The sequence below is a fragment of the Sutcliffiella horikoshii genome (assembly GCF_002157855.1).
GTDB lineage: Bacteria > Bacillota > Bacilli > Bacillales > Bacillaceae_I > Sutcliffiella_A > Sutcliffiella_A horikoshii_C.
Genome location: NZ_CP020880.1, coordinates 4219354 through 4243123, shown reverse-complemented (window position 1 = coordinate 4243123; position 23770 = coordinate 4219354). Strand labels below are relative to the sequence as shown.

28 protein-coding genes and 1 riboswitch are annotated in these 23770 nt (G+C 39.9%); of the genes, 19 read left to right on the top strand and 9 right to left on the bottom strand.

What is annotated here, in order from left to right:
• Positions 1 to 50: 50 nt before the first annotated feature.
• A complete protein-coding gene (locus tag B4U37_RS21445; protein WP_425444096.1) occupies positions 51 to 263 on the top strand; it encodes a CxxH/CxxC protein in 213 nt (70 codons plus the stop codon).
• An 82-nt stretch (positions 264 to 345) separates the two neighbouring features.
• On the top strand, positions 346 to 825 hold the full coding sequence (rlmH, locus tag B4U37_RS21440; RefSeq protein WP_088020028.1) for a 23S rRNA (pseudouridine(1915)-N(3))-methyltransferase RlmH: 480 nt from the start codon (positions 346 to 348) through the stop codon (positions 823 to 825).
• A 93-nt stretch (positions 826 to 918) separates the two neighbouring features.
• On the opposite strand, the gene B4U37_RS21435 is transcribed toward rlmH, so the two are convergent.
• The 3 genes from B4U37_RS21435 to B4U37_RS21425 all read right to left on the bottom strand — a co-directional run bounded on the left by B4U37_RS21435 (position 919) and on the right by B4U37_RS21425 (position 3967).
• Positions 919 to 2136, bottom strand: a complete 1218-nt coding sequence (locus tag B4U37_RS21435; RefSeq protein WP_088020026.1) for an MFS transporter — start codon at positions 2134 to 2136, stop codon at positions 919 to 921.
• 80 nt (positions 2137 to 2216) lie between these two features.
• Entirely contained in the window at positions 2217 to 2876 is a 660-nt protein-coding gene (locus tag B4U37_RS21430; RefSeq protein WP_088020024.1) for a type 1 glutamine amidotransferase domain-containing protein, read from the bottom strand.
• A gap of 218 nt (positions 2877 to 3094) precedes the next feature.
• Positions 3095 to 3967, bottom strand: a complete 873-nt coding sequence (locus tag B4U37_RS21425) for a LysR family transcriptional regulator (protein WP_088020022.1) — start codon at positions 3965 to 3967, stop codon at positions 3095 to 3097.
• Positions 3968 to 4238: 271 nt separating this feature from the next.
• On the opposite strand from B4U37_RS21425, the gene B4U37_RS21420 reads away from it, so the two are divergent.
• The 7 genes from B4U37_RS21420 to B4U37_RS22510 all read left to right on the top strand — a co-directional run bounded on the left by B4U37_RS21420 (position 4239) and on the right by B4U37_RS22510 (position 9763).
• Complete coding sequence (locus B4U37_RS21420) at positions 4239 to 4667, top strand: ASCH domain-containing protein (protein ID WP_088020020.1); 429 nt, start codon at positions 4239 to 4241, stop codon at positions 4665 to 4667.
• A 284-nt stretch (positions 4668 to 4951) separates the two neighbouring features.
• A riboswitch (SAM riboswitch) is annotated at positions 4952 to 5068 on the top strand.
• Positions 5069 to 5146: 78 nt separating this feature from the next.
• On the top strand, positions 5147 to 6244 hold the full coding sequence (locus tag B4U37_RS21415; RefSeq protein WP_157663870.1) for an iron-containing alcohol dehydrogenase family protein: 1098 nt from the start codon (positions 5147 to 5149) through the stop codon (positions 6242 to 6244).
• A 1-nt stretch (position 6245) separates the two neighbouring features.
• Entirely contained in the window at positions 6246 to 7058 is an 813-nt protein-coding gene (locus B4U37_RS21410) for a MetQ/NlpA family ABC transporter substrate-binding protein (protein ID WP_088020016.1), read from the top strand.
• 55 nt (positions 7059 to 7113) lie between these two features.
• A complete protein-coding gene (locus B4U37_RS21405) occupies positions 7114 to 8130 on the top strand; it encodes a methionine ABC transporter ATP-binding protein (RefSeq protein ID WP_088020014.1) in 1017 nt (338 codons plus the stop codon).
• Entirely contained in the window at positions 8127 to 8789 is a 663-nt protein-coding gene (locus B4U37_RS21400) for a methionine ABC transporter permease (protein WP_088020012.1), read from the top strand. The genes B4U37_RS21405 and B4U37_RS21400 overlap by 4 nt, the downstream gene beginning before the upstream one ends.
• A 9-nt stretch (positions 8790 to 8798) precedes the next feature.
• Positions 8799 to 9428, top strand: a complete 630-nt coding sequence (locus tag B4U37_RS21395) for an alpha-hydroxy-acid oxidizing protein (protein WP_245840024.1) — start codon at positions 8799 to 8801, stop codon at positions 9426 to 9428.
• Between the two features lie 11 nt (positions 9429 to 9439).
• Positions 9440 to 9763: an alpha-hydroxy-acid oxidizing protein gene (locus tag B4U37_RS22510; protein ID WP_245840023.1), complete on the top strand. Its 324-nt coding sequence runs from the start codon at positions 9440 to 9442 to the stop codon at positions 9761 to 9763.
• A gap of 304 nt (positions 9764 to 10067) precedes the next feature.
• Here B4U37_RS22510 and B4U37_RS21390 read toward each other — a convergent pair whose 3' ends face one another.
• Positions 10068 to 10691, bottom strand: a complete 624-nt coding sequence (locus B4U37_RS21390; RefSeq protein ID WP_088020010.1) for a DUF2238 domain-containing protein — start codon at positions 10689 to 10691, stop codon at positions 10068 to 10070.
• A gap of 257 nt (positions 10692 to 10948) precedes the next feature.
• On the opposite strand from B4U37_RS21390, the gene B4U37_RS21385 reads away from it, so the two are divergent.
• A complete protein-coding gene (locus tag B4U37_RS21385) occupies positions 10949 to 11806 on the top strand; it encodes a DMT family transporter (RefSeq protein WP_088020009.1) in 858 nt (285 codons plus the stop codon).
• A 105-nt stretch (positions 11807 to 11911) separates the two neighbouring features.
• On the opposite strand, the gene B4U37_RS21380 is transcribed toward B4U37_RS21385, so the two are convergent.
• Positions 11912 to 12265 carry a hypothetical protein gene (locus B4U37_RS21380; protein WP_010197812.1) on the bottom strand — a complete coding sequence of 118 codons (354 nt, stop codon included), beginning with the start codon at positions 12263 to 12265 and terminating at the stop codon, positions 11912 to 11914.
• A 170-nt stretch (positions 12266 to 12435) separates the two neighbouring features.
• Between B4U37_RS21380 and B4U37_RS21375 the strand changes: the two genes are divergently transcribed.
• Positions 12436 to 12882, top strand: a complete 447-nt coding sequence (locus B4U37_RS21375; RefSeq protein WP_088020007.1) for a DUF4385 domain-containing protein — start codon at positions 12436 to 12438, stop codon at positions 12880 to 12882.
• A gap of 106 nt (positions 12883 to 12988) precedes the next feature.
• Here B4U37_RS21375 and B4U37_RS21370 read toward each other — a convergent pair whose 3' ends face one another.
• Entirely contained in the window at positions 12989 to 15388 is a 2400-nt protein-coding gene (locus B4U37_RS21370) for a penicillin acylase family protein (protein WP_088020006.1), read from the bottom strand.
• A 359-nt stretch (positions 15389 to 15747) separates the two neighbouring features.
• Between B4U37_RS21370 and B4U37_RS21365 the strand changes: the two genes are divergently transcribed.
• From B4U37_RS21365 to B4U37_RS21340, 6 genes are all read left to right on the top strand, one after another.
• Positions 15748 to 16470 carry a sulfite exporter TauE/SafE family protein gene (locus tag B4U37_RS21365; RefSeq protein ID WP_088020005.1) on the top strand — a complete coding sequence of 241 codons (723 nt, stop codon included), beginning with the start codon at positions 15748 to 15750 and terminating at the stop codon, positions 16468 to 16470.
• Positions 16471 to 16528: 58 nt separating this feature from the next.
• A complete protein-coding gene (locus tag B4U37_RS21360) occupies positions 16529 to 17005 on the top strand; it encodes a peptide-methionine (S)-S-oxide reductase (protein ID WP_088020004.1) in 477 nt (158 codons plus the stop codon).
• A gap of 85 nt (positions 17006 to 17090) precedes the next feature.
• Positions 17091 to 17372 carry a YkvA family protein gene (locus B4U37_RS21355; protein ID WP_088020003.1) on the top strand — a complete coding sequence of 94 codons (282 nt, stop codon included), beginning with the start codon at positions 17091 to 17093 and terminating at the stop codon, positions 17370 to 17372.
• Positions 17373 to 17390: 18 nt separating this feature from the next.
• Entirely contained in the window at positions 17391 to 18296 is a 906-nt protein-coding gene (locus B4U37_RS21350) for a DMT family transporter (protein ID WP_088020001.1), read from the top strand.
• Positions 18297 to 18395: 99 nt separating this feature from the next.
• Entirely contained in the window at positions 18396 to 19454 is a 1059-nt protein-coding gene (locus tag B4U37_RS21345; protein ID WP_088019999.1) for a GGDEF domain-containing protein, read from the top strand.
• 17 nt (positions 19455 to 19471) lie between these two features.
• Positions 19472 to 20497 (top strand): ion channel, encoded by a 1026-nt coding sequence (locus B4U37_RS21340; protein WP_088019997.1) that lies wholly within the window; start codon positions 19472 to 19474, stop codon positions 20495 to 20497.
• A 48-nt stretch (positions 20498 to 20545) separates the two neighbouring features.
• Here the strand turns inward: B4U37_RS21340 and B4U37_RS21335 are convergent, their stop codons facing one another.
• The 3 genes from B4U37_RS21335 to B4U37_RS21325 are packed head-to-tail and all read right to left on the bottom strand — an operon-like array spanning position 20546 to position 22553.
• The gene (locus tag B4U37_RS21335; protein ID WP_088019995.1) at positions 20546 to 20944 is read right to left on the bottom strand and encodes a DUF350 domain-containing protein; all 399 of its coding nucleotides are present in this window, start codon (positions 20942 to 20944) and stop codon (positions 20546 to 20548) included.
• Between the two features lie 5 nt (positions 20945 to 20949).
• A complete protein-coding gene (locus B4U37_RS21330; RefSeq protein WP_088019994.1) occupies positions 20950 to 22203 on the bottom strand; it encodes a glutathionylspermidine synthase family protein in 1254 nt (417 codons plus the stop codon).
• Positions 22204 to 22208: 5 nt separating this feature from the next.
• A complete protein-coding gene (locus B4U37_RS21325; RefSeq protein ID WP_245840022.1) occupies positions 22209 to 22553 on the bottom strand; it encodes an aminotransferase yhxA in 345 nt (114 codons plus the stop codon).
• Between the two features lie 107 nt (positions 22554 to 22660).
• Between B4U37_RS21325 and B4U37_RS21320 the strand changes: the two genes are divergently transcribed.
• Both B4U37_RS21320 and yiaA read left to right on the top strand, forming a co-directional pair.
• Complete coding sequence (locus tag B4U37_RS21320) at positions 22661 to 23116, top strand: RNA helicase (RefSeq protein ID WP_088019993.1); 456 nt, start codon at positions 22661 to 22663, stop codon at positions 23114 to 23116.
• An 84-nt stretch (positions 23117 to 23200) separates the two neighbouring features.
• Positions 23201 to 23668 carry an inner membrane protein YiaA gene (gene yiaA / locus B4U37_RS21315; RefSeq protein WP_088019992.1) on the top strand — a complete coding sequence of 156 codons (468 nt, stop codon included), beginning with the start codon at positions 23201 to 23203 and terminating at the stop codon, positions 23666 to 23668.
• Positions 23669 to 23770: the final 102 nt, after the last annotated feature.

Here is a 23770-nt window from a genome sequence, read left to right as displayed (position 1 = left end):
AGAAATGGGGAGGGATCATAGAAATCTCTCCTCTTTCTGTTTCCACACATGTGGATAAATGGTATTCTAGTGAGGTTAATGAAGGAATGGAAAGGATTGTGGATAAAATGAAATGTTGTTTAGAGCATATTGAATTAGCGATGGAAATGTACATAGATGAGCACGAAGAAGCACCAATATTGGAGCTGATACCGGAAGAAGAGAAGTTATCAACAACCTGTGAATTATGTTCTGAACCTGCTGTATATATGGTGGGGAACTGATATTCGCCCACTAAATGTGGGTGAAAACTGTTGATATGTGGATAACTTTTGTGGATAAACTGTTTGCAAGGTGGTATGACATGTGAATATCTCAATAATCACAATTGGAAAACTGAAAGAGAAGTATTTGAAACAAGGTATAGATGAATATTTGAAACGCTTGAGTGCCTACGCAAAAATAGACATCGTAGAGCTTCCAGACGAAAAAGCACCAGAGCAACTAAGCGACGCCGAAATGGAACAAGTGAAAAATAAAGAAGGCGAACGTATCCTAGGGAAGATTTCTGAAGATACCCATGTGATTGCTTTGGCGATTGAAGGAAAGCAGCGTTCCTCTGAAGAGTTGGCGAAGGAAATGGATAAGCTTGCCACATACGGGAAGAGTAAAGTGGCGTTTGTTATTGGCGGATCATTGGGTTTGAGCAGTGATGTGATGAAAAGGGCGAATGATACGTTGTCATTTTCGAAGATGACGTTTCCGCATCAGTTGATGAAGTTGATATTGTTGGAGCAGGTTTATCGGGGGTTTAGAATTAATCGGGGTGAACCGTATCATAAATAGTGGTAAAATAGAGAGTGGAAGTATTATTAAATAATGATGTATTAAAAACACTTAATTAAAGAGAAGGAGACCGAACTAGACGGTCTCCTTTTATTAATGGTTTAATCCTTGTTGATTATTTCTCTTTTGTTGCTGTGCACCCCATAACGTGAAAAATATCCCAACAACCGTTACCAGTGATGCAACTAAAGGAACAGCAGGAAGCCCACCACCAATATTCAAATCAATTACTATTCCTCCAGTATATGCGCCAAGTGCATTACCTAGATTGAATGCAGCAATGTTTAAGGTAGAGGCTAAAGTTGGTGCTTCTTTAGCAGTATTCAATACGTTCAGTTGTAATCCGGGAACTATCCCAAATGCAGCCATACCAAAAATAAAAACAGTTAATAACATTAAAATTTTATTCTGGTCGATAATACTAAAGATGGCCAGCACAATTGCTAAAATGATAAGAATACCAATTAATGAGGGAAATAACTTTCTGTCTGCTAATTTTCCGCCATAAATATTTCCAATTGTAACACCAATCCCGAAGAGAACTAGTATATATGGTACTGATTTTGGTGAGAATCCAGTGATATCTACTAAAATTGGTGTAATGTAGGTAAAGGTAGTAAATACTCCAAAAAATCCAAAAACCGTCATTAAGAGTGCAATCTGAAAGGTAGGGCGACGTAGAACTCCTAATTCTTGACGTAAACTAGATTTTGCTGCTTTAACCGTTGGTACTAAAAAAATAATTCCTATTAATGCGATAATACCAATTATTGTAATTGCCCAGAATGTTGATCTCCAACCATATGCTTGTCCTAGGAAGGTTCCGATGGGTACACCTAAAATATTGGCTAAGGTTAGGCCAGTAAACATAATGGCTATAGCACCTGCTCGTTTTTCTTTAGGAACTAATTCCGCTGCAATAACAGACCCTACTCCAAAGAACGAACCGTGTGTTAGTGCTGCTAGGATACGTGCAACCATTAAAGTAGTATAATTAGGTGCAAGAGCCGCTAATGCATTTCCTAAAATAAAAAGAATCATGAGGAAAAGTAAGAGTTCTTTACGTTTCATTTTATGAGTTGCAACTGTAATGATTGGAGCACCTATAGCAACTCCTAGAGCATATCCAGTAACTAGCAAGCCAGCCATCGGAATAGAGACTTGCATACTTTCGGCAACCTCTGGAAGTAGTCCCATTATGATAAACTCCGTTAAGCCAATGGCAAATGCGCCTAGAGTGAGGGCATACAGAGCAACTGTTGAACTTTTAGTTTTAGAGAGACTTACTTTATTATTATTGAGTGAGTCCATATGGAACCCTCCTTTATATTTATTGGAAATTTAACAAGTAAGAAGGAGACTGATAATATCTTTTATCAGTCTCCAAAATCTTAACCTAATCTTTCAATAACTGCTTTTGTAACAGCCAATGTAGATTGAGGATTTTGTCCAGTAATCAAATTACCATCCACTTCGTAATGAGATGACCAGTTTGGGGCAGCCACAAAAATAGCCCCTAATTCACGAATTCTACTTTCCAATAGGAAAGGAAGTTGCTCCCCTAGTCCTGTATCCGCCTCTTCTCTGTCTGTAAACGCGTTAACGCGTTTACCAGAAACAAGTGGTTGACCGTTAGATAATGTTGTACCAACTAATCCCGCAGGACCATGACAAACTGCAGCAACAATCTTATCCCCTTCGAAGAAGTCCCGTAACAATTCCTGAAGTTTTTTACTATTAGGAAGGTCAAACATTGTACCATGTCCCCCCGGCAGGAAAATTGCATCAAAATCTTGGTAAGATATAGCATCTAGTTTCAAAGTGTTCTGTAAATACTTTTCAGTATCTAGAATCTCCTGTGGTGTATTCACATCTACACTACTAGGATCAACTGTACTTTTTCCTCCAAGGGGACTTGCAACTGTAACTTGGTACCCTTTTTTCGTGAATTCAATATATGCTTCAGCAAATTCCGATAACCAAATACCAGTCTGCTTATCTTTACTAAGTTCTTTATGATTAGTAACAACCATTAAAATCTTTTTTGCCATAAGATTTTACCTCCATTAATTTATTTTGTTACATTGGCTATTCTAATCCTACATTACCTATAAAACAAATTATGTTTTTGTGGATAATGTATAAATATATTTATATTAAAGAACAAGCATATACCTTGTACCATTTTGATAAATGACTTGCGAGGAAAAAAATAAAAGAAGTCATCCAGTATGAACTGAATGACTTAATATAAAACATTTATAATTAGTTATATTTTCATTAAAAGTTTTTTCACTAAATTATTGATTTCTGGCAAATGTTTATTTTTAGTTTTATATGCAATATATAATTTATTATTAATTTTTAATTCCTTAAATAATACTTTTGATTTTTCTTCGTGCATTGAATTTACTAAGATATAAGTTGGAATTAGACTTATTCCCATTCCACTTTCTATAGCCTTTAATATAAGATGTAAATTTGGAATAATATGATTTGGTTTAATAATTGGCCTTTTTTTAAAGTGTTCTCTCCATAGTCTTCTGATAATTGGTAAATCTAACCCATAACTAATCCATTCTTGAGATAAAAGCCATTGTTCTTTTGACTTCAAGTTCAAGTTCTCTGGTATTTCCAAGTGCTTTGGTGCAACAATTACAAATTCTTCTTCACATAAAAATGAGTATTCAATTCCCGGTGATTGATACTTTTGTGAAGTAATAACGATATCTATTTTATCTTCCTTTAATAGTTCAAGTAGTTGGTCGGCAGTTCCAAAGTGTGAAACAGTACATGTATTAAATTCACTAAGTTCAGGAAGAATATTTTCATAATAATATTCGATCGCAGAGCCGATTCTTATTATGGAAAGAGTGGGCAAAGAGATAGAGTGAAAACTTAAACTAGTTACTTCTAATGACTCAATAAGGGGGGCTACTTGAGAATATAACTCCTTTCCTCTTTCCGTGGGAACCATTTTTCTCGAAGTTCTAGTAAACAAAAGTTCACCAACTTCTGCTTCTAAAGAAGCCAAGTGTTGACTCATTGCAGGTTGTGTCATAATTCGGGCTTTAGCCGCTTCAGATACTGAATTGTATTTATATATATAAATGAAACTCCTGTACCATTCAAAATCCACCATGAAAATCACCTCTTATACTAGAATAAAATTAACAGACTTAAAGATAAGAATAGTCTTTCCTATATTAAAGCATAAATTTCCTTTGTAAATGTACAAGAGATATGTATCTGCTTTACCAGAAAAGTGGTGAACCGTATCACAAATAGATGCAAAGAGCGACAGTCAGCTTGTATAATCGTTATCCTTTTTCGTAGGTCCCTTTTTGCTAATAATATTCTTCTCTACGGACACGATAAGACAAACGAAACTTTATAGATTGGTGGCCGGGAGAATGAAGGTATTATCTATGATTCAGCCCTGGGCAAGTCTTTTTGTCCTTCGAGAGAATGAATTTGAAACAAGGTCATGGAAAACAAATTATCGTGGGTCGCTGGCCATTCATACAAGTAAAAAAATAGATAAGGCAGTCTGCAGGCATGTGGCCATCCGTTCGCTGCTCGGTAAGCATGGATATACAGAAGAGACCCTTCCGACCGGTATGATCATTGCTGTAGGCCGGCTTGAAAATTGTCTGAAGATAACTGAAAAAAATCAGACATCAGCAGTCCTGGAAAATGGACAAATCGTATCAGGAAATGATTTTTTTTTAGGAGATTTTAATGTGGGAGGATATGCTTGGGAGGTTCAAGACATGAAGATCTTGAATGAACGTATCCCAGCAAAAGGCCAGCTTGGGTTATGGGAAACTGATTTATTATGAAATCACGTCACAGTGACGACCCGAATTTCATCGAAATTTAGGGCTTCGTTTTAGTCAGCTACCGGTAAATGAGCATAAGGCCGATAAACGAATGAAAAAACAAGTGAAAATGATGAAAGAAGCATAAAGAGTCCCCCTTCCTAAATTGGAGCATATTTTTGTGGAATGGTAGAGGGAACAGCACAGATGTGGCATCCTTTGTCGCTTTACCCCTTGACAGTGCTAAAAATGCAGATTATACTAACTATTAAGTTTTAGAATTTTGCTAATTTAATATGTAAATTCTCTTATCAAGAGAGGCGGAGGGACTGGCCCTATGATGCCCGGCAACCATTCTTATGTTTTTGTAAGGAAAGGTGCTAATTCCAGCAAGACACTTGGAGTGTCTTGGAAGATGAGAGAGGATGGAGTATTTTTGATACGTAAGCCTCTCTTCTTTTAGGGAGGCTTTTTATTTTAGTCTCCAACACATTGAGGGGGTGACGAACATATCGATTCGAATTCAAGGAGCACCAAGCTTTTATAAATGCCAGGTGGATGTACTGCAAGAATTGTCCGCGCTATTAAAGGAAAGAAATATCCGTTCCTTGCTTATCATCCATGGCGAGAAGTCCTTCCAGGCCATCCAACCGTATTGGCCGGAGCTTGCGGAAATTGAAACTACATATGTTGCTTACTCTGGGATATGTTCAGAAGCTGAAATTAAAAGATGTAAAGAACAGGCACAGTGCTTACATATCGATGCTGTCATTGGAATTGGGGGAGGAAAAGTCCTCGATCTTGCAAAGGCTACAAGCCATGAGGCTAGAACAGACGTTATCCTCATACCCACACTGGCTTCTACCTGTGCAGCTTGGACACCTTTAAGCGTCATTTATGATGATGAGGGACGTTTCCAAACCTACACGGTCTTTCCACGAAGCACCTATATGGTCCTTGTAGAACCAAGAGTGATTCTTGAGGCGCCATTAGAGTATTTGAAGGCTGGGATTGGGGATACGCTCGCAAAATGGTATGAGGCAAATGCCCTTGTACACGATTTGGAGTATACGCCATTGCCTGTTGAGGTAGCACTGTATGCGGCCAAGTTAAGTAGGGACCGTTTGTTAGAGGAAAGCCATCAAGCTCTGATAGATTGCGAGAAAGGCAACTTATCCTCTTCTGTCCTCACCATTATGGAAGCGAATATTTTGTTGGGGGGAATGGTAGGGGGATTTGGGGATGAGTTTGGAAGAGTGGCCGGAGCCCATTCGATTCATAATGCTCTCACCCATCTCCCTGGCACAAAGGGACTCCTTCACGGGGAAAAGGTGGCATATGGAATTTTAGTACAACTTGCACTGCAGGGGAACGAAGAAGAAATCAAAGCGCTGCTCCCATTCTATAGACAAATAGGGTTGCTTTCCTCATGTAAGCACCTATCTATCCAGGGGCAGGAAGATATCCGTACAATCGCTGAAAAGGCACTGGTGCCTCAGGAATCCATCCACTTTATGAAAGAGAAATTCAAGGAGCAAGATATAGTTGCTGCCATTGAAAGACTAGAAGCATTACAAAAAGAAGGAGAGAGAAATTAATATGAAAAAAATAGCTGTTTTATGCATGAGCATTCTTTTATTGTTGGTAGTCACCGCGTGTGGTGGAGAGCAAGGAGGAGGACAAGCGTTAAGTGAGGATAAGTTGAAAATTGGCGTGACCGCGGGCCCTCATGAACAAGTTTTAGAGAAGGTTAAGGAAGTAGCAGAAGAAGATGGCCTGGAGATTGAAATTGTCGTGTTCAACGAGTATGTAATGCCAAATGTAGCCCTTGCAGAAGGGGAATTAGACGCAAATAGCTTCCAGCACAAGCCGTACCTGGATAAGTTTAAAGAAGACCGGAACTTAGATCTTGTAGAGATAGCTACTACAGTTAACTTTCCAATGGGAATGTATGCTTCTTCCATTAAAGACGTAAGTGAATTAAAAGAGCGAGATAAAGTAGGACTACCCAATGATCCAACAAACGGGGCCCGTGCCCTTATCCTCTTTGAACAAGCGGGATTAATCAAGCTTAAAGAAGGTGTAGGGGTTGCAGCTACCGTAAAAGATGTGGAGGAGAATTCATTAAATCTTGAATTCGTGGAACTTGAGGCATCTCAAATCCCGCGTCAGCTAGATGAGTTGGCTGCTGCTGCGATTAACACAAACTTTGCTGTGGAACACGGACTTGTACCTACGGAGGATTCCATTTTCATGGAGCCAAGTGACTCTCCTTGGGTAAACTTGCTTGCTGTTCGCACGGAAAACAAAGATGACCCAGTCTTAGAGAAATTGATTAAGGCTTATCATTCAGACGAAGTGAAGCAATTTATTGAAGAAACATTTGGAGGTTCTGTTGTTGCATCTTGGTAAAAGAAGGAGCTGCTAACTATAGCGGCTCATTACTTCTTAGAGTAGGAGGAAAATAATGATTAAGTTAGACCATCTAGAAAAGACATTTATATCAAAGAAAGGAAAGGTAGAGGCATTGCGCGATGTTTCCTTGGAGGTCCAAAAAGGAGAGATTTATGGTGTGATCGGTTATAGTGGTGCAGGGAAAAGCACGTTGATCCGGTGCGTAAATCTTCTGGAAAGGCCTTCTAAGGGGATGGTCCTGGTAGACGGAACGGACCTTACTTCATTATCTTCACAGAAACTGTTACTTGCCCGAAGAAAGATCGGCATGATTTTTCAAGGCTTTAACCTTTTGAAGACAGCGACGGTTTACGATAACATTGCCATCCCCCTGCGTTTAACAGGCTTGCCCAAGTCTAAAATTGATGAAAGAGTAAAAAAGTATTTGTCTATCGTTGGATTGAATGATAAGACGGATGCCTTTCCCGCTCAACTTTCTGGAGGTCAAAAGCAACGGGTCGCGATTGCCCGTGCATTATCACATGAACCAGAGATTTTATTAAGTGATGAGGCGACAAGTGCCCTCGATCCTGATACAACAGAATCTATTTTAGACCTATTATTAAAAATCAATGAGGAGTTGGGAATAACCATCCTTCTCATCACTCATGAGATGCACGTTATCCAACGTGTCTGCGATAGAGTGGCAGTTATGGAAAATGGGAAAATTATTGAGCAGGGAAAAACCGTAGATATTTTTACTCGTCCAAAAGAGGAAACGACGCAAAAATTTGTCAATAGTCTGTTTAACCATCAGCTAACAGATGAGATTACCAGGACCCTTCAAGACTCAGGTAAAATTGTGTCCTTTAAGTATATCGGATCCTCTTCGAACGACCCGGCACTTGCGACTATCAGCAAAAAATTTGATGTGTACCCAAACATTCTTTCTGGTAATATCACGCAGCTCAAAGGAATCCCCTTTGGAAGCTTGCTTGTACATTTAAAAGGTTCAATAGAAGAAACAGATAAGTCCATTCAATACTTAAAAGAACAAGGAATCATTATAGAGGAGGTGCCTAGACGATGAAAGCATTTATTGACAATTGGGGAATAGATATTTGGGAGGCAATAATTCAGACTTTCCAAATGGTTTCGATTTCCTTATCCATATCTATTGTGATTGGTTTGCCTCTTGGTGTTTTCCTTGTTCTAACAAGGCCAGGGAAAAGTCTTGAAAACAAATACCTCCAAGGTTTCTTGAACACTATCATTAATATCATCCGCTCTATACCATTTATTATTTTATTGTTCTTCATTCTGCCGTTCACTAAATTTCTTGTTGGTACCTCAATTGGTGTGAAGGGTGTGCTTGTACCACTTGTTGTGTATACAGCCCCCTATATTGCAAGGCTGATGGAATCTTCTCTACTACAAGTGGATAAAGGCATTCTAGAAGCATATGAAGCAATGGGAATAAAGACAAAAGACATCATTTGGAATGTTATGATTAGGGAAGCAAGATCATCTATCGTCTTAGGCTTGACTATCGCAACAATAGGATTGATTGGGGCGACTGCGATGGCAGGACTGGTTGGTGCTGGCGGATTGGGTGACCTGGCCTATAGATACGGGCATCTTCGCTATGAAGTGGATGTTATGTATGTCACCGTATTTTTACTGATCATCCTTGTTCAGGGATTACAGTCACTTGGAAATACCATAGCATCAAAGCTTAAGAAAGATTAGGTATCTATTATGAAACTATATCATTTTGCCGATCTAGAAAAAAAAGCAGAAAGTATCTTAGATTCTCATCCCTTCACTTATATAAAAAGTGGTTCAGGGGATGAGGAAACCATGGGAGATAATATAGCAGACCTTCGCAAATGGAAAATAAGGCCAAAATTTCTACGGGATGTTTCCAAGCGCGACCTATCAATATCTCTCTTTGGAAAAAACTATAAAACACCCTATCTTCTAGCTCCAGTCGGTAATCTGGGTATTGTTCATCCGGAAGCTGAACTAGCTGTTTCGCGGGCTGCCAAGCAGGTAGGAATCCCGATCATTGCCAGCACAGTCACCTCTTTTTCACTTGAAGAAATTGCAGCGGAGGCCGGAGATAGATGGTTTCAGCTATACTGCAGCAGTGATATGGATATTACCTTAAGCTTCATTAGAAGAGCCGAGCAGGCAGGATATGAAGCAATCGTCATTACAGTGGATATGCCGGCTCTTGGTTTTAGAGTAGCAGATTTAACCAATCAATACGCTCCATTCAAGCTCGGAGCGGCATCTGGGAATTATTTTTCGGACCCTGTTTTCCAAGAGAAATTGGCCTGTTCGCCTAGCAATCAGATGCTAAAAAGGCTATCGAGTACGAATTAGACGGAATCATTGTGTCCAACCATGGAGGAAGGCAGCTTGATGGATGCATCTCCTCCATCGCAGCTTTACCAGCGGTTGTTAATGAAGTGGGAGGGCGAATCCCTGTTCTTTTTGATAGTGGTATCCGAAAAGGAACAGATGTAGTGAAAGCCCTGGCACTGGGGGCAGATGCTGTCCTCTTGGGCAGGCCATATGTTTATGGTCTTGCAATTAATGGCAAAGAAGGGGTTCAAGAAGTATTAGATAACTTCATTTATGACCTTGATGCAACGATGGCTACTGCGGGAGTGGATGCTGTTTCTGCCTTAACTCGTGATATATTAGTGAGGAAATAGATTGATTGCAAGGTTCTTGCTTATTTAAAATCTGTTGCATTTTGATATACTCCCGTCACAGTGCCCCGAATTCTATCGAAATTTTGTGAGGTCAGATTAGTTAGCGGCTGATTTGCAGCCAACAGCCAACACTTCTTGATAGTGATGAATTCCCAGCATAAAACGTCCCCTTCCTATATTGGAGCGGGATATTTTTATTGGATTAAATTGACCAGCTCTTACACTAAAAATCTGAATGGGTGACCCGTTTATTCCTTAAAGCACAGGTGGGTCGAAGTACCTGTCCCTCCAACCAAGATATCAACTAATTATCTAAATTTTTTAAATCTTTATAAAGAATCTTTGTAAATAAAAGCGAAAGAATGGACCCTATTAGTAAAAGTGCCATATCCCACTGGGCGTCCCATATATCTCCTTGCATACCTAAAAAATCTTTTGTGACTTTTCCCTCATTTCCTATTTTTGCACTTGCCCACTCAACGATTTCATAGAAAGCCCCGATTGCTAGTGTTATACATAGAGCAATAAAATTTGTGGTTTTACTTTTAGATAAAGCTGTTTTTCTTAATAATATCTCTATAATAACTAACACAATAGAACCCTTAAGAAAATGACCGAACCGATCATAATGGTTTCTTTGTAAATCAAAATAATCTTTGATCCATGAAAAAAGAGGGACTTTGGAATAAGAATAATGCCCTCCAATAAACGTTAAAATGACAAGAAGGGTAATGATGACATAGGAAACAGTGGTAAGGCGAAACTTATTGTATGTTGATATTAAAAATATTAAAACTAATACTGAAGGTAAAATCTCCACCAACAAAACCATATAACCTTCTACAGGTTTAATAAGCGACCAAGTAAGAATAAGAATAACAACAAATAACAAGAAAAAATGTATCGAACTTGTCTTTTTACGTAACACTCAAATCATCTCTCCATCAGAAAACAAGATGAATATAGTATTTGCTAAAATTTAAAAAAATATAGAGAGAGGTATGGGGTGCTGGGTTCCAAAAATAGACAGGTATTCGATAGGAGAACCGTACCATAGGTAAGTTTTTTTATTGGGTTTTTATTAGAAACAATACCTAATCCGCGCACCAAAGTAAGTTATAAAACCTCTACTAAGAGGTATTGTTACCTTTACAGATTTTAAATGGGATATGTGGAGGTAACAGTATGCGTCTTGGTGGGATAGGATTAGTAATTTTAGCAGCAATATTATGGGGCATTTCTGGTGGACTAGGCGGCTTCTTAATGGAAAAAGGTTGGGATCCCCTGGTCATCTCCTTTTATAGGGGAACAGTAGGTTTATTATGTATTCTTATTTGGTTTTTGTTCCAGCCGACCAGGTGGAATAAGCCGTTGCTGTTCTGGTCTATTGTTGCGGGTATTGGAGTAGCAGGGAATTTTATTTTCTACTTTGTCAGTATCTCTGAGGCCAGTATTGCGGTAGCGGCAACATTGATGTATACAGCGCCGGTTTTTGTTCTTCTTATTTCTTTTATATTTCGTCTTGAACAGGCGTCATTATTTAAATGGCTGGCTATTGTTTTTGTGATGGCTGGAGTGGTATTGCTGACAGAGGTTTACAGCATTGGCTCCGATAGTATCACGATGCTTGGACTTGGTGCAGGCTTAGGCGCCGGATTATCGTATGCATTATTCATTTTTGGTTTCAAATATGCATCCCGCCACGGGCAACCGCAAGGGATTTTAACGATCGCATTTCTTGCCTTTACTATCATTACGATGTTTTTCACTGACCGGAGTGAAGCAGTTTCTGTCTTTAACTCACCGGACTTATTATGGATGATTCTTTTAGGGATATTGGGAGCAGGCTTGTCATTCTTCTTGTATGTAGTTGGTTTGAAACGGACAACACCGACTTCAGCTTCCATTATTGCAATGATGGAACCGGTCACTGCATCCCTTTTTGGATTTATTGTTTTGAGTGAACTGCTTACAGCAACCCAGCTTGGAGGTATGGCAATCATCTTGGTGACAGTGACCATATTAAGTGTGAAGCAGAGTTGAAAAAAGCACCTCTAGGTTTCACCAAAATAAAGTAAAAAGCAAAACAGGGACGGTTCTTTGCTACCAAAGCAGCAGAGCCGTCCCTGTTTGTCTAGCTTAGAATAATCATCGATCGCAAGTAACGACAACAAATTCGCCTGTTCTCATTGAAATCGTTTGTGCTGGCGGGCCACTTACTCTTCTTTCGCAAAATACGTCAAGTGTGGTTAGGCCGCAAAAAATTCTTACATATTGGTCTCCTCTTAAGTTGACGTCTGGTAATCTTCTCGTTGGAGCTCCCAAAATAGGCAAGCAAAACACAACACCAATCTCCCCTGGTCTTAAAATCTCTTCACTTGCTAGAGATGTTCTACTTCTGCCTTCTTCATCAACGACGGTAATTAAATGTGTGCCAATGTGAGGGATATTGCAGATATTCCCCAAGCCATGCCTGATAGACTTTAAAATATTTTCTTCCATTTTATAACCTCCTTTATTTTCATAGATTCATAGATATAATATGCACTTTAATAGAGCCTGACAGGGCATTAGTTACTTTTTTAAATAAACGGGCATATATCTGCCAAATTTCTTCTGTGCATACAAATATTCTCCCAAGGGTATTCCCCAATTAAAAAGAGGTGACAATCATGGCTTTCGATTATAATTTGGATTTTGAAAAGATAGATTTTCGCAAAAATCCTGAACTGTATAGGGTTGGCAGGGGAGAACAGGGTGTTTTGCTGGTGGAACCTTATAAAAGTGAAATCCTGCAGCATTGGCGTTTTAAGACCCCGAAAATTGCAGAGGAGTCATCCGATAATATCTATCAGATGTTTCTTAATTACAAGGAAAAAGAAGATTTTGTCGGGATGGACATGGCAAGAAAATTCCTGCAGATGGGATATACACGGGCCCGCCGTTACACCAATTATAAAGGTGGGAAGAAATACGATGAGGATGGCAAGGTAAATGAAAGGCAGATCGATTCTGTGAAAGCTGAATCAGCAGCTATTTTTAAGGAAAAATGGAAGCTTGCTCGAGAGGACGAGGATTATCTAAAGAGGAAGAAAGATCACCAGAAGAAATATGGGTGAAGGGCAGTAGAGTGCCTGGCAGAGAAGAGAGTTTACTCATTACAGAGAGTAAAAAGCGAGTAATCTAAAAAATTAGAGTTTACTCGCTTTCTATATCCATTCCTATTTATTTTGGTTGTAAAACTAGCGTCTTAGCTTCCTCGCGATACTCATCACCCATGAATGTCTGATGGTATCTTCCTTCCGTCCAATCATCCATCTGATCATGGTACCAAGGACTCATCACATGACCAGACTGACCTGGACCGACGACATTATAGCTCTCTAATGGGTTTTTCATGTCCACAACCGTTCTCCAGGCGGCACCGTGGTTTACTTTTCCTGTTTCACTATTCCAGCCAGCAGCTCCAACGGTCACCCTACTTCCTCTCATTGGCAAAGCCCCTTTTCTATTGAAAAGGAGGTGTAAAGGATTAACAGCTGACAATGGGTGAGAGAACTCGGCTGCATGCACTTCTCCCCATTTCCAATTAGCTGGCTTTTCTCCTTGGAAATTACTCGCTCGGTCAACGGCATTTGTAAGAGATTCCTGCAGAACGTTCTGTAAACCACCTTTTTCAGTAATCCAGATTCCTTCCTTTCCTTGATGTGCTTCCCTTATCAGTTGATCTACCACGTTGCCTTTTCCTTCAAAGAGTTTTAGTACGTCTTCACTAATATCATTGTTAAACAACAAATTAGCAATCTCCTCCATCCAAAAGTGGAAGAGTAAGGGCGCAGCTAAATCGGTACTGTCTGTAAAGTCCCAGTTTTTAAATGTCTCTAAGGCTTCTCTATCAATCTCTCTAAGGTTAGATATATCTGTATTTTTTAATAGGATTGGGACAAACTCTTCAGCTTGGAGATTGTAATGATCGAATTGGAGTTGCATCATGTCATCCACATTTAATTTCTCTTTAGATTCTAAAACGTCTTGAATTCTTTGCTGACGGTAGGGTTGAGCCCAGATATTCGAGATATGGTACGGATACTCCTCTCCCATCACTTTGTAGTTTGCTGTCGCTATATAGCCTTCAGTGGGGTTTACAACGGTTGGAAGCTCATCCCACGGTATATATCCTTCCCATTCATATTCATCCGTCCAACCTGGTACCGGAAGTAAGCTATCTCCTTTCTTTCGAATAGGGATAAGGCCATTCGCGCGGTACGCAATCGTTCCATCTGTAGAAGCAAAGACGAAATTCTGCGCTGGTGTATGAAAGAATGTTAAGGCTTCTTTAAACTCCTCCCAGTTTGTTGCTTTGCTAAACTTGAGTACAGCTTCGAGCTCTGTGGAAGGTTCTAGTGCCGTCCATTTCATGGCAAGTGCGGTATTCGTATCTTCGTAATGTGCGAACTCAGACATTATTGGGCCGTGTCTTGTCACTACTACCTCATAATCTTGTGCTTCCTCGTCTTTAATGAAAATCTTTTCCTCTATTATTTCAGCGCGCTCCCATTTGTCGTTATACAGGAACTCATGCTTGTTATCTGGGTTGCGCTTTTCTATGTAGAGATCCTGTACGTCAGGTCCAACGTTCGTCACACCCCAAGAAATTGTTTCATTTCGGCCAAGAATAATACCCGGAATTCCTGCAAAAATAACACCACTAACGTTAATCTCAGGGGATTGAAGGTGTGTTTCATACCATATTGAAGGAGTTGCTAACCCAAGATGAGGGTCATCCGCTAGTAACGGAAAGCCGGATTCAGTTTTTTCGCCGCTTACTACCCAATTATTACTTCCGTTAAATTCGTGGGGGATAACGGCTCCGGCAAAGCTTTCTCCAATATCAATGGTAGAGTCTTTTACAGCTTGGATAATGGATGGACCATCTTCGGGATAGCTTGGAAAAAGTTCTAGCGCCTTGTCTTCCGGAAAGTTTTGTATTAGGTGATGACGAAACGCTTGCCCTTCCCAATGCCCTCCAAGGTCAAAGGCCATGTATTTCCCAATCGTAATGGAATCCAAATCAGTCCACTCTTCCGGTTCATACCCCATAATTGTAAATTCAATAGGTAGAGTATTGGCTGCTTTCGCCTGTTTAATATATTGATTTACTCCCTCAGCATAGGATGCTAATGCTTTTCTTGCTTCTTCAGAATAATAATCCAACGACTTTTCCGCAGCTCTTCTTAATCCTAACGTTCTAAAAAATTTATCCCGGTCAAGCGCTTGTTTTCCTACAACTTCACTTAGCATACCGGATGCTTGTCTTCTACTTAAATCCATTTGAAAGATACGATCTTGTGCTGTTACATAGCCTTGTGCGAAGAAAAGATCATGCTGATTTTCGGCCTCAATATGAGGGATACCTGCCTCATCTCGGTAAACGCTTACAACTTCGATTAGTCCATTTACTTCAATCGTTCCTTCTGTCTGCGGTACGCTCTTATTTAGTAGCCAGGACAAGTAACCAACTGCGACGATAGCAAGTAATAAAATAGTCAATGCTACCGAAATGGTGACTTGCCATCTTCTTTTTTTAGGCCATATCCGGAACTTTTTCTTTATTACAACTTCCACACCATAACCCCCCTCGCAATAAGAACGCTTACAATAACTTAGTATTTTAATATTTTTGAATAATTAGAGTTATTATATCACGGTATGCAGAGTTCTAGGTACATTTGTTTAATGGTGTAGCTGATGGGTCTGTTAATGAACTAGATCCTGAAAAATATGAGATTATTCTTTTAAATTCGTGTACTCCTGGGTTTAAACAGACTAATAAGTACAAGAGGACAGGTAATTCAGCCCGTCTACGCTTTAAGGTATAAACGGGCCAAGGAACCTGTCCATAAAACCCACCTAATGTTAAAATATTGGTAATGGAGATACTGTTTATTAACGGTGTCTTTTTTTTATAAAGAAGAAGGTGTTTTATGGAGATAACAGCATTTATATTAATCATTCTAATCGCTTCTGTACTTCAAACGAGTACTGGTTTTGGCTTTTCGATTTTGGCTACGCCGTTTCTTCTTTTACTATTTGAACCAAGTGAAGCCATTCAAATAAACTTAATTTTGTCCTTGATCATTTCCATGGCCTTAATAATGAAAATTAGAAAAGACATTGATTTTGGGATACTTGGAAGGTTTGTGGCAGGGAGCGTTATGGGTCTGCCCATTGGAATGACGATTTTCCTGTTAATAGATATAGATAGATTGAAATTAGCAGTGAGCCTTATTATTTTAGTGCTGACAGTAATGCTCGTCTTAAAATTTCGTATTAAGCAAAATAAGAAGAGAGATTTACTTGTAGGTGGGCTATCAGGTTTGTTCACAACAAGTATAGGTATGCCTGGACCACCGTTGTTATTATATTTTTCAGGGACTAATACCGAAAAAGAAAAATTAAGGGGAACTACACTGGCCTTTTTTCTTTTTATATACTTTGTTAGTTTAGTCATTCAAATGATCTTTGTTGGGACAAATAAGACCATTTGGGTATCAAGTTTATGGGGCTTGCCTTTGGTCTTTGTAGGATTGTATGTAGGACAATTATTATTTAAATGGATTAATCAAAGAATTTTTCGTATATTTACATATATAATCTTAATTTTTACAGGAATTTACTTAATGATAGAGAGTTTGGGGTTTTTGTAACAATAAATGATGACGTAGGCGGGTCTGCCTGTCCCTACAACCCAAAAGGAGTGAAAACATGGAAGTAGTATATCTTGCTGGTGGATGTCTCTGGGGTGTACAGGCGTTTATTAAAACGTTGCCTGGTGTTAGGTTTACGGAAGCAGGAAGAGCGAATGGCACAAGCCATACACTTGAGGGCGAGTATGATGGGTATGCGGAATGTGTAAAAACGGAGTTTGAACCGAATGTTGTCACTTTGACTAGGTTAATGGAGTATTACTTTGAAATAATTGATCCGTATAGTTTGAATCAACAAGGAGAGGATGTTGGGGAGAAATACAGAACGGGAGTCTATAGTGAAGAAAGTAAACAGCTAGAAGAGGCGAGGGCGTTTATTAATAATCGAGCGGATTGCGACCGTATAGTGGTGGAAGTGTTGCCTCTTAAAAACTATGTGAGAAGTGCTGAAGAACATCAAGATAGGTTAACTAGATGCCCAGATGATTATTGTCATATACCAGAAGGGTTATTGAGTAAATATAAGAAGGGCTGAGGGGACAGGTTCGTCAGCCCATTTGTACGTTAAAGCATAGACGGTTCGAGGAACCTGTCCCCTTAACACAAAAGGAGGTAGCACCATGTGGAGGTTCGTCAGACGTTTAAAGTTTATTTTCACTTTTTGGAGGTTCATTCCTTTTTTAATAGATTATTTTAGATCAGGCGAAGTACCCGGGGCGAAAAAGATAGTGGGTGTGGTGCTTCTGCTCGCTTATGTGGTTTTCCCTTTTGATTTGATTCCGGATTATCTTCTGGTCTTTGGTGTGTTGGATGATGTGATGGTCGTGACGTTTGTGTTGGAGCGGATTGTGAAGATGGCACCTGCTTCGTTGAAGGAGAAGTATAAGCTTTTGGAGAAGTAAAATTATGGGGTGAGGGCTTTGAACGGAAAATTAGCTCCTTTTTTTATTTTATTTGCCGCTGTCCTTTGGGGGACGACTGGTACGGCGCAGACTTTTGCGCCTGAAGCAGCGCATCCAGTTGCCGTAGGGGCTGCCCGCTTAGCGGTTGGGGGTGTTTTTTTATTAATTCTTGTTTTTCTGACTGGCGGTTTGAGCCTAACGAATTGGCCGCTCCGGGCGACGTTTCTTGCGGCGCTAAGCATGGCGCTGTTTCAGCCTTTGTTTTTCACTGCCGTGACGGTAACAGGTGTGGCGATTGGAACGGTGGTTGCGATAGGGAGTGCCCCGGTGTTATCGGGGTTTCTCGAATGGCTCTTTCTCAAAAGGCTTCCGAGTAGAATTTGGTGGAGTTCGACTTTTTTGTCTATTTTGGGCTGCCTGATGCTTTTTCTCAATAAAGATTCTGTCGTGGTCGATCCCATAGGCGTGTTAATGGCATTAGGAGCCGGGCTTTCGTTTGCCGTATATGCCATTGTTAGCAGGGACCTGGCAGGGAAATTCCCGTCTCTTTCTATTGTCGCAGTGGTGTTTACACTTAGCGCCGTTTTTTTAGCCCCGTTTATGCTTGTATTTGATATGACATGGGTGACGGATGTGCGTGGGTGGAGCATCGTTCTTTATCTTGGTGTGATGACAACGGGAGTAGCTTACATACTTTTTGCAAGAGGCCTTATGCATGTTTCCTCTTCCACGGCGGTTACGCTTGCTTTGGCAGAGCCGTTGACGGCGGCTTTATTCGGGGTGTTTTTGCTTGGGGAAAACTTGAATGCTACTTCTTGGATAGGAATGGTGCTATTGCTGCTTGGAATTGGGTTGTTGATAATTGGGACTAATGGTGGGGCCAATGGGACAGATAATTCCCCCCGTCTATTCTTTAAAGCGTAGACAGGTCGTCGTGCCTGTCCCCTTCAACCCACTCGTTCCCTTCTGCATGGTTTTCCTTTATAATGAAGAGGTATAAGTTTTTTACAGGATGTGGACGTTATGAATGCTTTTTTAAAGAATGCTTACCAGTCGCATCATGCACTGGAGATTATTTTTTCTTCTTTGCGTTGGTTTTTTCTTGTTTTATCGATCGTGGTTTTTGCCGTTCAAAACGTGGGAAACCCTGTGGAATGGAAGATTACGTTATTTGTATTGTTAGTGATTTTTGGTTTTCTATATATGGGCATATCAGATTACTATTTACATAAAACACCTGAAGGGTCAAAGATGTACGACATGATGACAAAGGGTGGCCCGTTTTTTGATTTTGTGGCTTTTTCAGCCTTGATCCCGTTAACTGGAGGCTTGGAAAGTCCGCTTTTTCCGTTAGCTTATTTAATTATTTTACATGTGGCAGTTTACTGGCGTTTTCTCGGAGGTATGATTGCAGCCGGTTGCTTTATTTTGGTATACTCCATTATTTTCTTCGTCCAGGCACAAGACGCAACGTCTTTACATAGCATGATTGACTATTTTAGTGCTGTGTTCTTTTTATTCCTCATTGGTGGTTTGGGGGGAATCATTGTTTCTAGAGAACGAAAACACCATTGGGAAAATAGCTTGTTGGTGGAAGCGGCAAACCGGGATTACCTTACGAATCTAGCAAATCACCGTTCTTTCCAAGAATGTCTGCGAAACGACCTAGAAAAGGAAAAAGAGTTTTATCTTGCCCTGACTGACATTGATAAATTTAAATTGATTAATGACCAATATGGACATGTTACGGGAGACAAAGTCCTCCGGCAGATTGGGGAAATCCTAACCTCTGTTCTATCTAACAAGCAAGGAAAGGCTTTCCGCTATGGAGGAGAGGAATTTGCGCTTATTCTCTATTATAAAAATGAATGGGAAGTAAAAGAAATTCTTGATGAGATCAAACAAGCAGTAGCAAGCTACGTATTCTATGATAAAGGCGAAACATTCTCTATCACGATGAGCTTTGGTTCCGGCAAGCAAAACGGGGAACGCCCTGACCTCTTAGTGGAAAAAGTAGATAAACTGCTTTATACAGCAAAAAATGGCGGGAGAAACCAGATTGTGTTGGCAGAGGTTGGGTAATTAAGGGGTGATTCAATGTGTGGATACTACAGAGAGTATTTAAGAACGTCATAAAGACAAATAATTTCGCGCTTGTGTTAATCTCCATCATTGTTATTGGGGGAAGTTCCCTGGTCATGCATCTATTAGAACCGGCAACGTTTCCGACTGTTTTTGAAGGACTATGGTGGACGATGACGACTGTTACCACAGTGGGTTACGGGGATGTCTCTCCGGAAACAGTTGCGGGTAAGATTTTCGCCATGTTTTTATTCATCTTTGGCATTGGCCTTATTGGTGTATTGATTGGAAAAGTTGTTAATCTATTATCACTGTATAGCAAATGGAAGGAGCATGGTAAGTTGACTAGTAAAAAGACCAATCATTTTATATTTGTTGGCTGGACAGAGAAGACAGAAAGAGCGATGTCCGAAATTCTGGAGGAAAACCAGAACGCGCAAATTGTGTTAATAGATTCTAAAAAAACAAACCCTTGTGATTTAGAGATTGATTACGTCCAAGGAGATGCGAGTGAAGACGCGATATTGTTAAAGGCAAACGTTCTGGAAGCAAAATCAGTGACCATTTTTTCAGACGACTTGATCGAAGATGCCTCACTTTCTGATGGGAAAACCTTGCTTGTGGCATCTTCTGTAGAACGACTTTCAAAGTTACATAACAAAAACATCTATACAATTGTTGAGCTCCGAAAAGAAAAAAGCATTCCGAATTTCTCCCACGCCAATGTAGATGAGTTCGTCATCTCTGGCGAAACCGCATCTCGTTTGATGGCTAAGGCAACTTTGTATAATGGATCCACGCATCTTTTTAGTCAGTTAACCAGTAGAATGCATGGCGATAATATATATGAAATTGCTGCGGACCCTTCTTGGATTACATACAAGCAAGCATTTCTCGAGATTCTTGATAAAGGGGCAACTCTTTTATCAAACGGAAAAGATTTAAATATTAATAGAAGATTAGATGAGAAAATTCCAAGCGGTGCGAAGCTCTATATTATCTGTGATAAGAATACCTATGAATCAAAGTTTAAAGCGGGGTAAATAGAAAAAGCTCAAAGCATTTCACACAATGCTTTGAGCTTTCTTTAATTAGTAAGTTAAGGAACTTGCAATAATCCACCCAATGGACAGGGAGAACATCATCAATAAGATTCCTACAGACACACGATCTTCATTAATGGCATCTTTAATGCTGTAATTGATTGTGACCACTTCAGCAAGTATGTAAAAGACGATTTGCGCCACAATCCCAATAACTCCCCAGATCACCATATCCCAAAAAGAAACCGAATGGGCGATGGCCGACCCGATGACAAATGCCAAACCGAGCAGTTTTCCCCCCATCACAAGCGCTGCCGTTGTATTTCCTTGTGCAACAAGCTTGATCTTCTCATTTCTCGAAGTTAGATCAAATAAAAATAAACCAACAAATAACAAAACAAAGGCTGTTCCTGCATATAAACCAAAAGCCGCTAAATAGCTTCCCATTTTAATCACTCCTTAATTTGTTTAAACCCTACAGGCATAAAATAAGATAGGTTATCAATAATTTGTTTTCCTAAACGGTACCCAAATGCACTTGCTTGTTCATTTACCAGAAAAGCACCAATCATCATATGGCCATCTTTCCATCCAATTTCTGTTTGAAACGAAATTTTTGGCAAATCAACATACTCTTGGTAGACCTGAACATAGTCAACATAACTGTTGTTTGGATCTTCCTCTACCTTTTCCCCAGAAGGTGCATATATTTTGACAGAATCGCCTTCTCTGCCAAAAGTCGGCTTTTCTACATATTTTTTTCCTGCTGACAGGAAAGGTGTGGGCTCTAAGTAGGTTGCGAGGAAATACTCCCCAATCCACTTATGTTCCTCTTTTGTAAAAAACTCGCTTCTTTGTTCATGAAGCCCCCAAATAATCGCTTGCACTGCCTTTGATTGTAAAAGAAATGCACTTAATGGGTTGACGATGGCCAGCTTCTTTAAGCGGACCAATTCCAATAACTGAAGGCCTACACTCGCGCCAGTCTCGGCATCTTTATCTAAAATGAGCGACTCTATCGGGAATGTCTGGCGATACAGTACATCAATCTTTCTTCCTTCTTCATCCAACAAAGCTTCCCCTTCTATAATTTTCAGCTTGTGGAGGGGAACATATTGGGATGGGAGTCTACAAATATCTTTTAAATATAATACCGTTTGTTTATCCTCAAAATTTTCATCATGAGAAGTAAAAACAATATGCGGGAACTCCTTTTTCTCCAAAGCCTGATAGCTCTCAAAGATGGCATTTTTCACAGCTCTCCCTAGACGTTCCTCTTCATGGCCATTTGGGTCAACCCTACCAAACTCTTTACACACTTCCCCATTCATTTGAAATAACTCTTTAATAAAGGTGGGCGTGTCACTATTAATCTCCAATACTTTATATGTATCATTTGTTTTAACAAGGTCCACCCGGGATATAATGGACTCCGCCACAATCTCTTTACATGATAGATAAGGAATGGTCTCTATTGGGTACCCAAGTTCAAGAAGAGTTTCTTTCTCCAGACCCCGCAGTAGCTTCGCCATTTTCGAGAAAATACGTCCCACCCTATTGGCCACATTCCGAATATCCTCTGCCTCTTCCGGCTCGATTTCGTATACAGAATAGAGTGCATATTCTTGATCATAAAGATTGCTCCAGAATGTTGGGAACTTGGCGTAATATGCTTGACGCTCTGTTTGATACACTTGCTCTTTCATCTAACTCATCCTCCACTGTAGGAAGAACCACTGCCAAATCCTTTACTCGGCGTTGTGTTGGACTGAAAAGTGGAGCTGTTTCGATAGTTTTTATAGGATGAATCTTTTTTTAAGGAAGATTTATTTCCAAAAAAGCTTCCTCCGTGATAATAGTGGCGGTAATAACTTGATGAATCATCATCGCATTGATAAACGCCTTCTTCATTATCCCATTCATACTCATTACAGCGATCATCGAACGGCTCTGGCGGAAGCGAACTGGATTCTTCGTAACCGGAACCGCAACCAGTCATGCCCAAAGCGAATACGGTGGCAGACACACTTGTTAAAACTTTGTTCGTTTTTGTCATAGGTACTACTCCTTTCTTACATAATGAACTAAACTAATAGTAACAAAAACAGGAAATAATGAGGAGATAAATTTTTACTAAAATCGAGAGGATGTAGGTGTACCCAAATGGAACTGATCTATTACTTACACGACAGAGGAAGTTATGAGCCAATATTCGAATACAAAAAAGGAAAAATCAGCGAAGATGAAATCTATGCAAGGCAGCTTTGTACTTTTTTCATAAAAGAAGGAATACAATATAAATTAATATGCAATGAGGGCTCCTTAGATAACAATTCTGAAACAATTACGGTAGAAAAAGATGAGGTGGCAAGGAACTTCTACAAGGAAAAATCGTACCCTGCTGGTATTCACATGGAATTTCGTGAATACAAATACCTTCAAGATATGCCAGTCCTTCATACTCAAACATTAGAAAGTCACTGGGAAGCTATCAAATTTTTGTTAAAGGATATCGTTCACCTCCCTGGGATTGGTGAGTGCCATGTTGACTCAACGGAAATCGATGAAGACCGTCAATGCTATGTTTTTTATATAGGGAAGATTGTGAAAGAAACTTAGGAAAATTTTTAATGTACTACTCCATTTCTGTAAAAAATTGCTATAATAAACTTTATATGATGTGTAAGCAAAGGGGAGAGTCGGATGGCAGACATGAACGAAAATCCGTTATTAAAAAGCAATGATAAACCGAAGATCAAAGTGGAAAGAAAAGAAGGGGAACCAACCGCCGCTTTTAAAGGGGCAAGTTGGGCGGCCCTTGTGGTAGGGGTTTCCGCTTATTTGATCGGACTGTTTAATGCGGCAATGGAGTTGAATGAGAAAGGGTATTATTTTGCTGTATTGGTATTCGGCCTGTATGCAGCCGTGTCCTTGCAAAAAGCGGTGCGAGATCGGGAAGAAGACATTCCTGTATCCGGCATCTACTACGGACTCAGCTGGTTTGCCCTTGTTGTTTCCATTTCGTTAATGGCAATCGGCCTTTATAATGCCGGAAGTATTATTTTAAGTGAAAAAGGATTTTACGGCATGTCATTTGTGCTCAGCTTATTTGCAGCCATCACCATTCAGAAGAATATTAGAGACACGCAAAACGCAAGAGAAAGAGATTAATAGCGGTAGCGGTACTGGAGACTTGTTGTGGAGTCAGACAGTACCGTTTTCTCTTTTGCTCCAAATAGTTTAAAATAATCAGATAATAGGGTGTAATCTGGT

What these genes read in the sequence shown, in the direction of transcription:
- B4U37_RS21355 (WP_088020003.1), top strand. Translation starts at nt 17,091, where the DNA reads ATGTGGAGGTTCGTCAGACGTTTAAAGTTTATTTTCACTTTTTGGAGG.
- B4U37_RS21410 (WP_088020016.1), top strand. Translation starts at nt 6,246, where the DNA reads ATGAAAAAAATAGCTGTTTTATGCATGAGCATTCTTTTATTGTTGGTA.
- B4U37_RS21365 (WP_088020005.1), top strand. Translation starts at nt 15,748, where the DNA reads ATGGAGATAACAGCATTTATATTAATCATTCTAATCGCTTCTGTACTT.
- B4U37_RS21420 (WP_088020020.1), top strand. Translation starts at nt 4,239, where the DNA reads ATGAAGGTATTATCTATGATTCAGCCCTGGGCAAGTCTTTTTGTCCTT.
- B4U37_RS21325 (WP_245840022.1), bottom strand. Translation starts at nt 22,553, where the DNA reads ATGACAAAAACGAACAAAGTTTTAACAAGTGTGTCTGCCACCGTATTC.
- B4U37_RS21400 (WP_088020012.1), top strand. Translation starts at nt 8,127, where the DNA reads ATGAAAGCATTTATTGACAATTGGGGAATAGATATTTGGGAGGCAATA.
- B4U37_RS21395 (WP_245840024.1), top strand. Translation starts at nt 8,799, where the DNA reads ATGAAACTATATCATTTTGCCGATCTAGAAAAAAAAGCAGAAAGTATC.
- B4U37_RS21345 (WP_088019999.1), top strand. Translation starts at nt 18,396, where the DNA reads ATGAATGCTTTTTTAAAGAATGCTTACCAGTCGCATCATGCACTGGAG.
- yiaA (WP_088019992.1), top strand. Translation starts at nt 23,201, where the DNA reads ATGGCAGACATGAACGAAAATCCGTTATTAAAAAGCAATGATAAACCG.
- B4U37_RS21385 (WP_088020009.1), top strand. Translation starts at nt 10,949, where the DNA reads ATGCGTCTTGGTGGGATAGGATTAGTAATTTTAGCAGCAATATTATGG.
- B4U37_RS21405 (WP_088020014.1), top strand. Translation starts at nt 7,114, where the DNA reads ATGATTAAGTTAGACCATCTAGAAAAGACATTTATATCAAAGAAAGGA.
- B4U37_RS21375 (WP_088020007.1), top strand. Translation starts at nt 12,436, where the DNA reads ATGGCTTTCGATTATAATTTGGATTTTGAAAAGATAGATTTTCGCAAA.
- B4U37_RS21335 (WP_088019995.1), bottom strand. Translation starts at nt 20,944, where the DNA reads ATGGGAAGCTATTTAGCGGCTTTTGGTTTATATGCAGGAACAGCCTTT.
- B4U37_RS21435 (WP_088020026.1), bottom strand. Translation starts at nt 2,136, where the DNA reads ATGGACTCACTCAATAATAATAAAGTAAGTCTCTCTAAAACTAAAAGT.
- B4U37_RS21360 (WP_088020004.1), top strand. Translation starts at nt 16,529, where the DNA reads ATGGAAGTAGTATATCTTGCTGGTGGATGTCTCTGGGGTGTACAGGCG.
- B4U37_RS21430 (WP_088020024.1), bottom strand. Translation starts at nt 2,876, where the DNA reads ATGGCAAAAAAGATTTTAATGGTTGTTACTAATCATAAAGAACTTAGT.
- B4U37_RS21320 (WP_088019993.1), top strand. Translation starts at nt 22,661, where the DNA reads ATGGAACTGATCTATTACTTACACGACAGAGGAAGTTATGAGCCAATA.
- B4U37_RS21330 (WP_088019994.1), bottom strand. Translation starts at nt 22,203, where the DNA reads ATGAAAGAGCAAGTGTATCAAACAGAGCGTCAAGCATATTACGCCAAG.
- B4U37_RS21425 (WP_088020022.1), bottom strand. Translation starts at nt 3,967, where the DNA reads ATGGTGGATTTTGAATGGTACAGGAGTTTCATTTATATATATAAATAC.
- B4U37_RS21380 (WP_010197812.1), bottom strand. Translation starts at nt 12,265, where the DNA reads ATGGAAGAAAATATTTTAAAGTCTATCAGGCATGGCTTGGGGAATATC.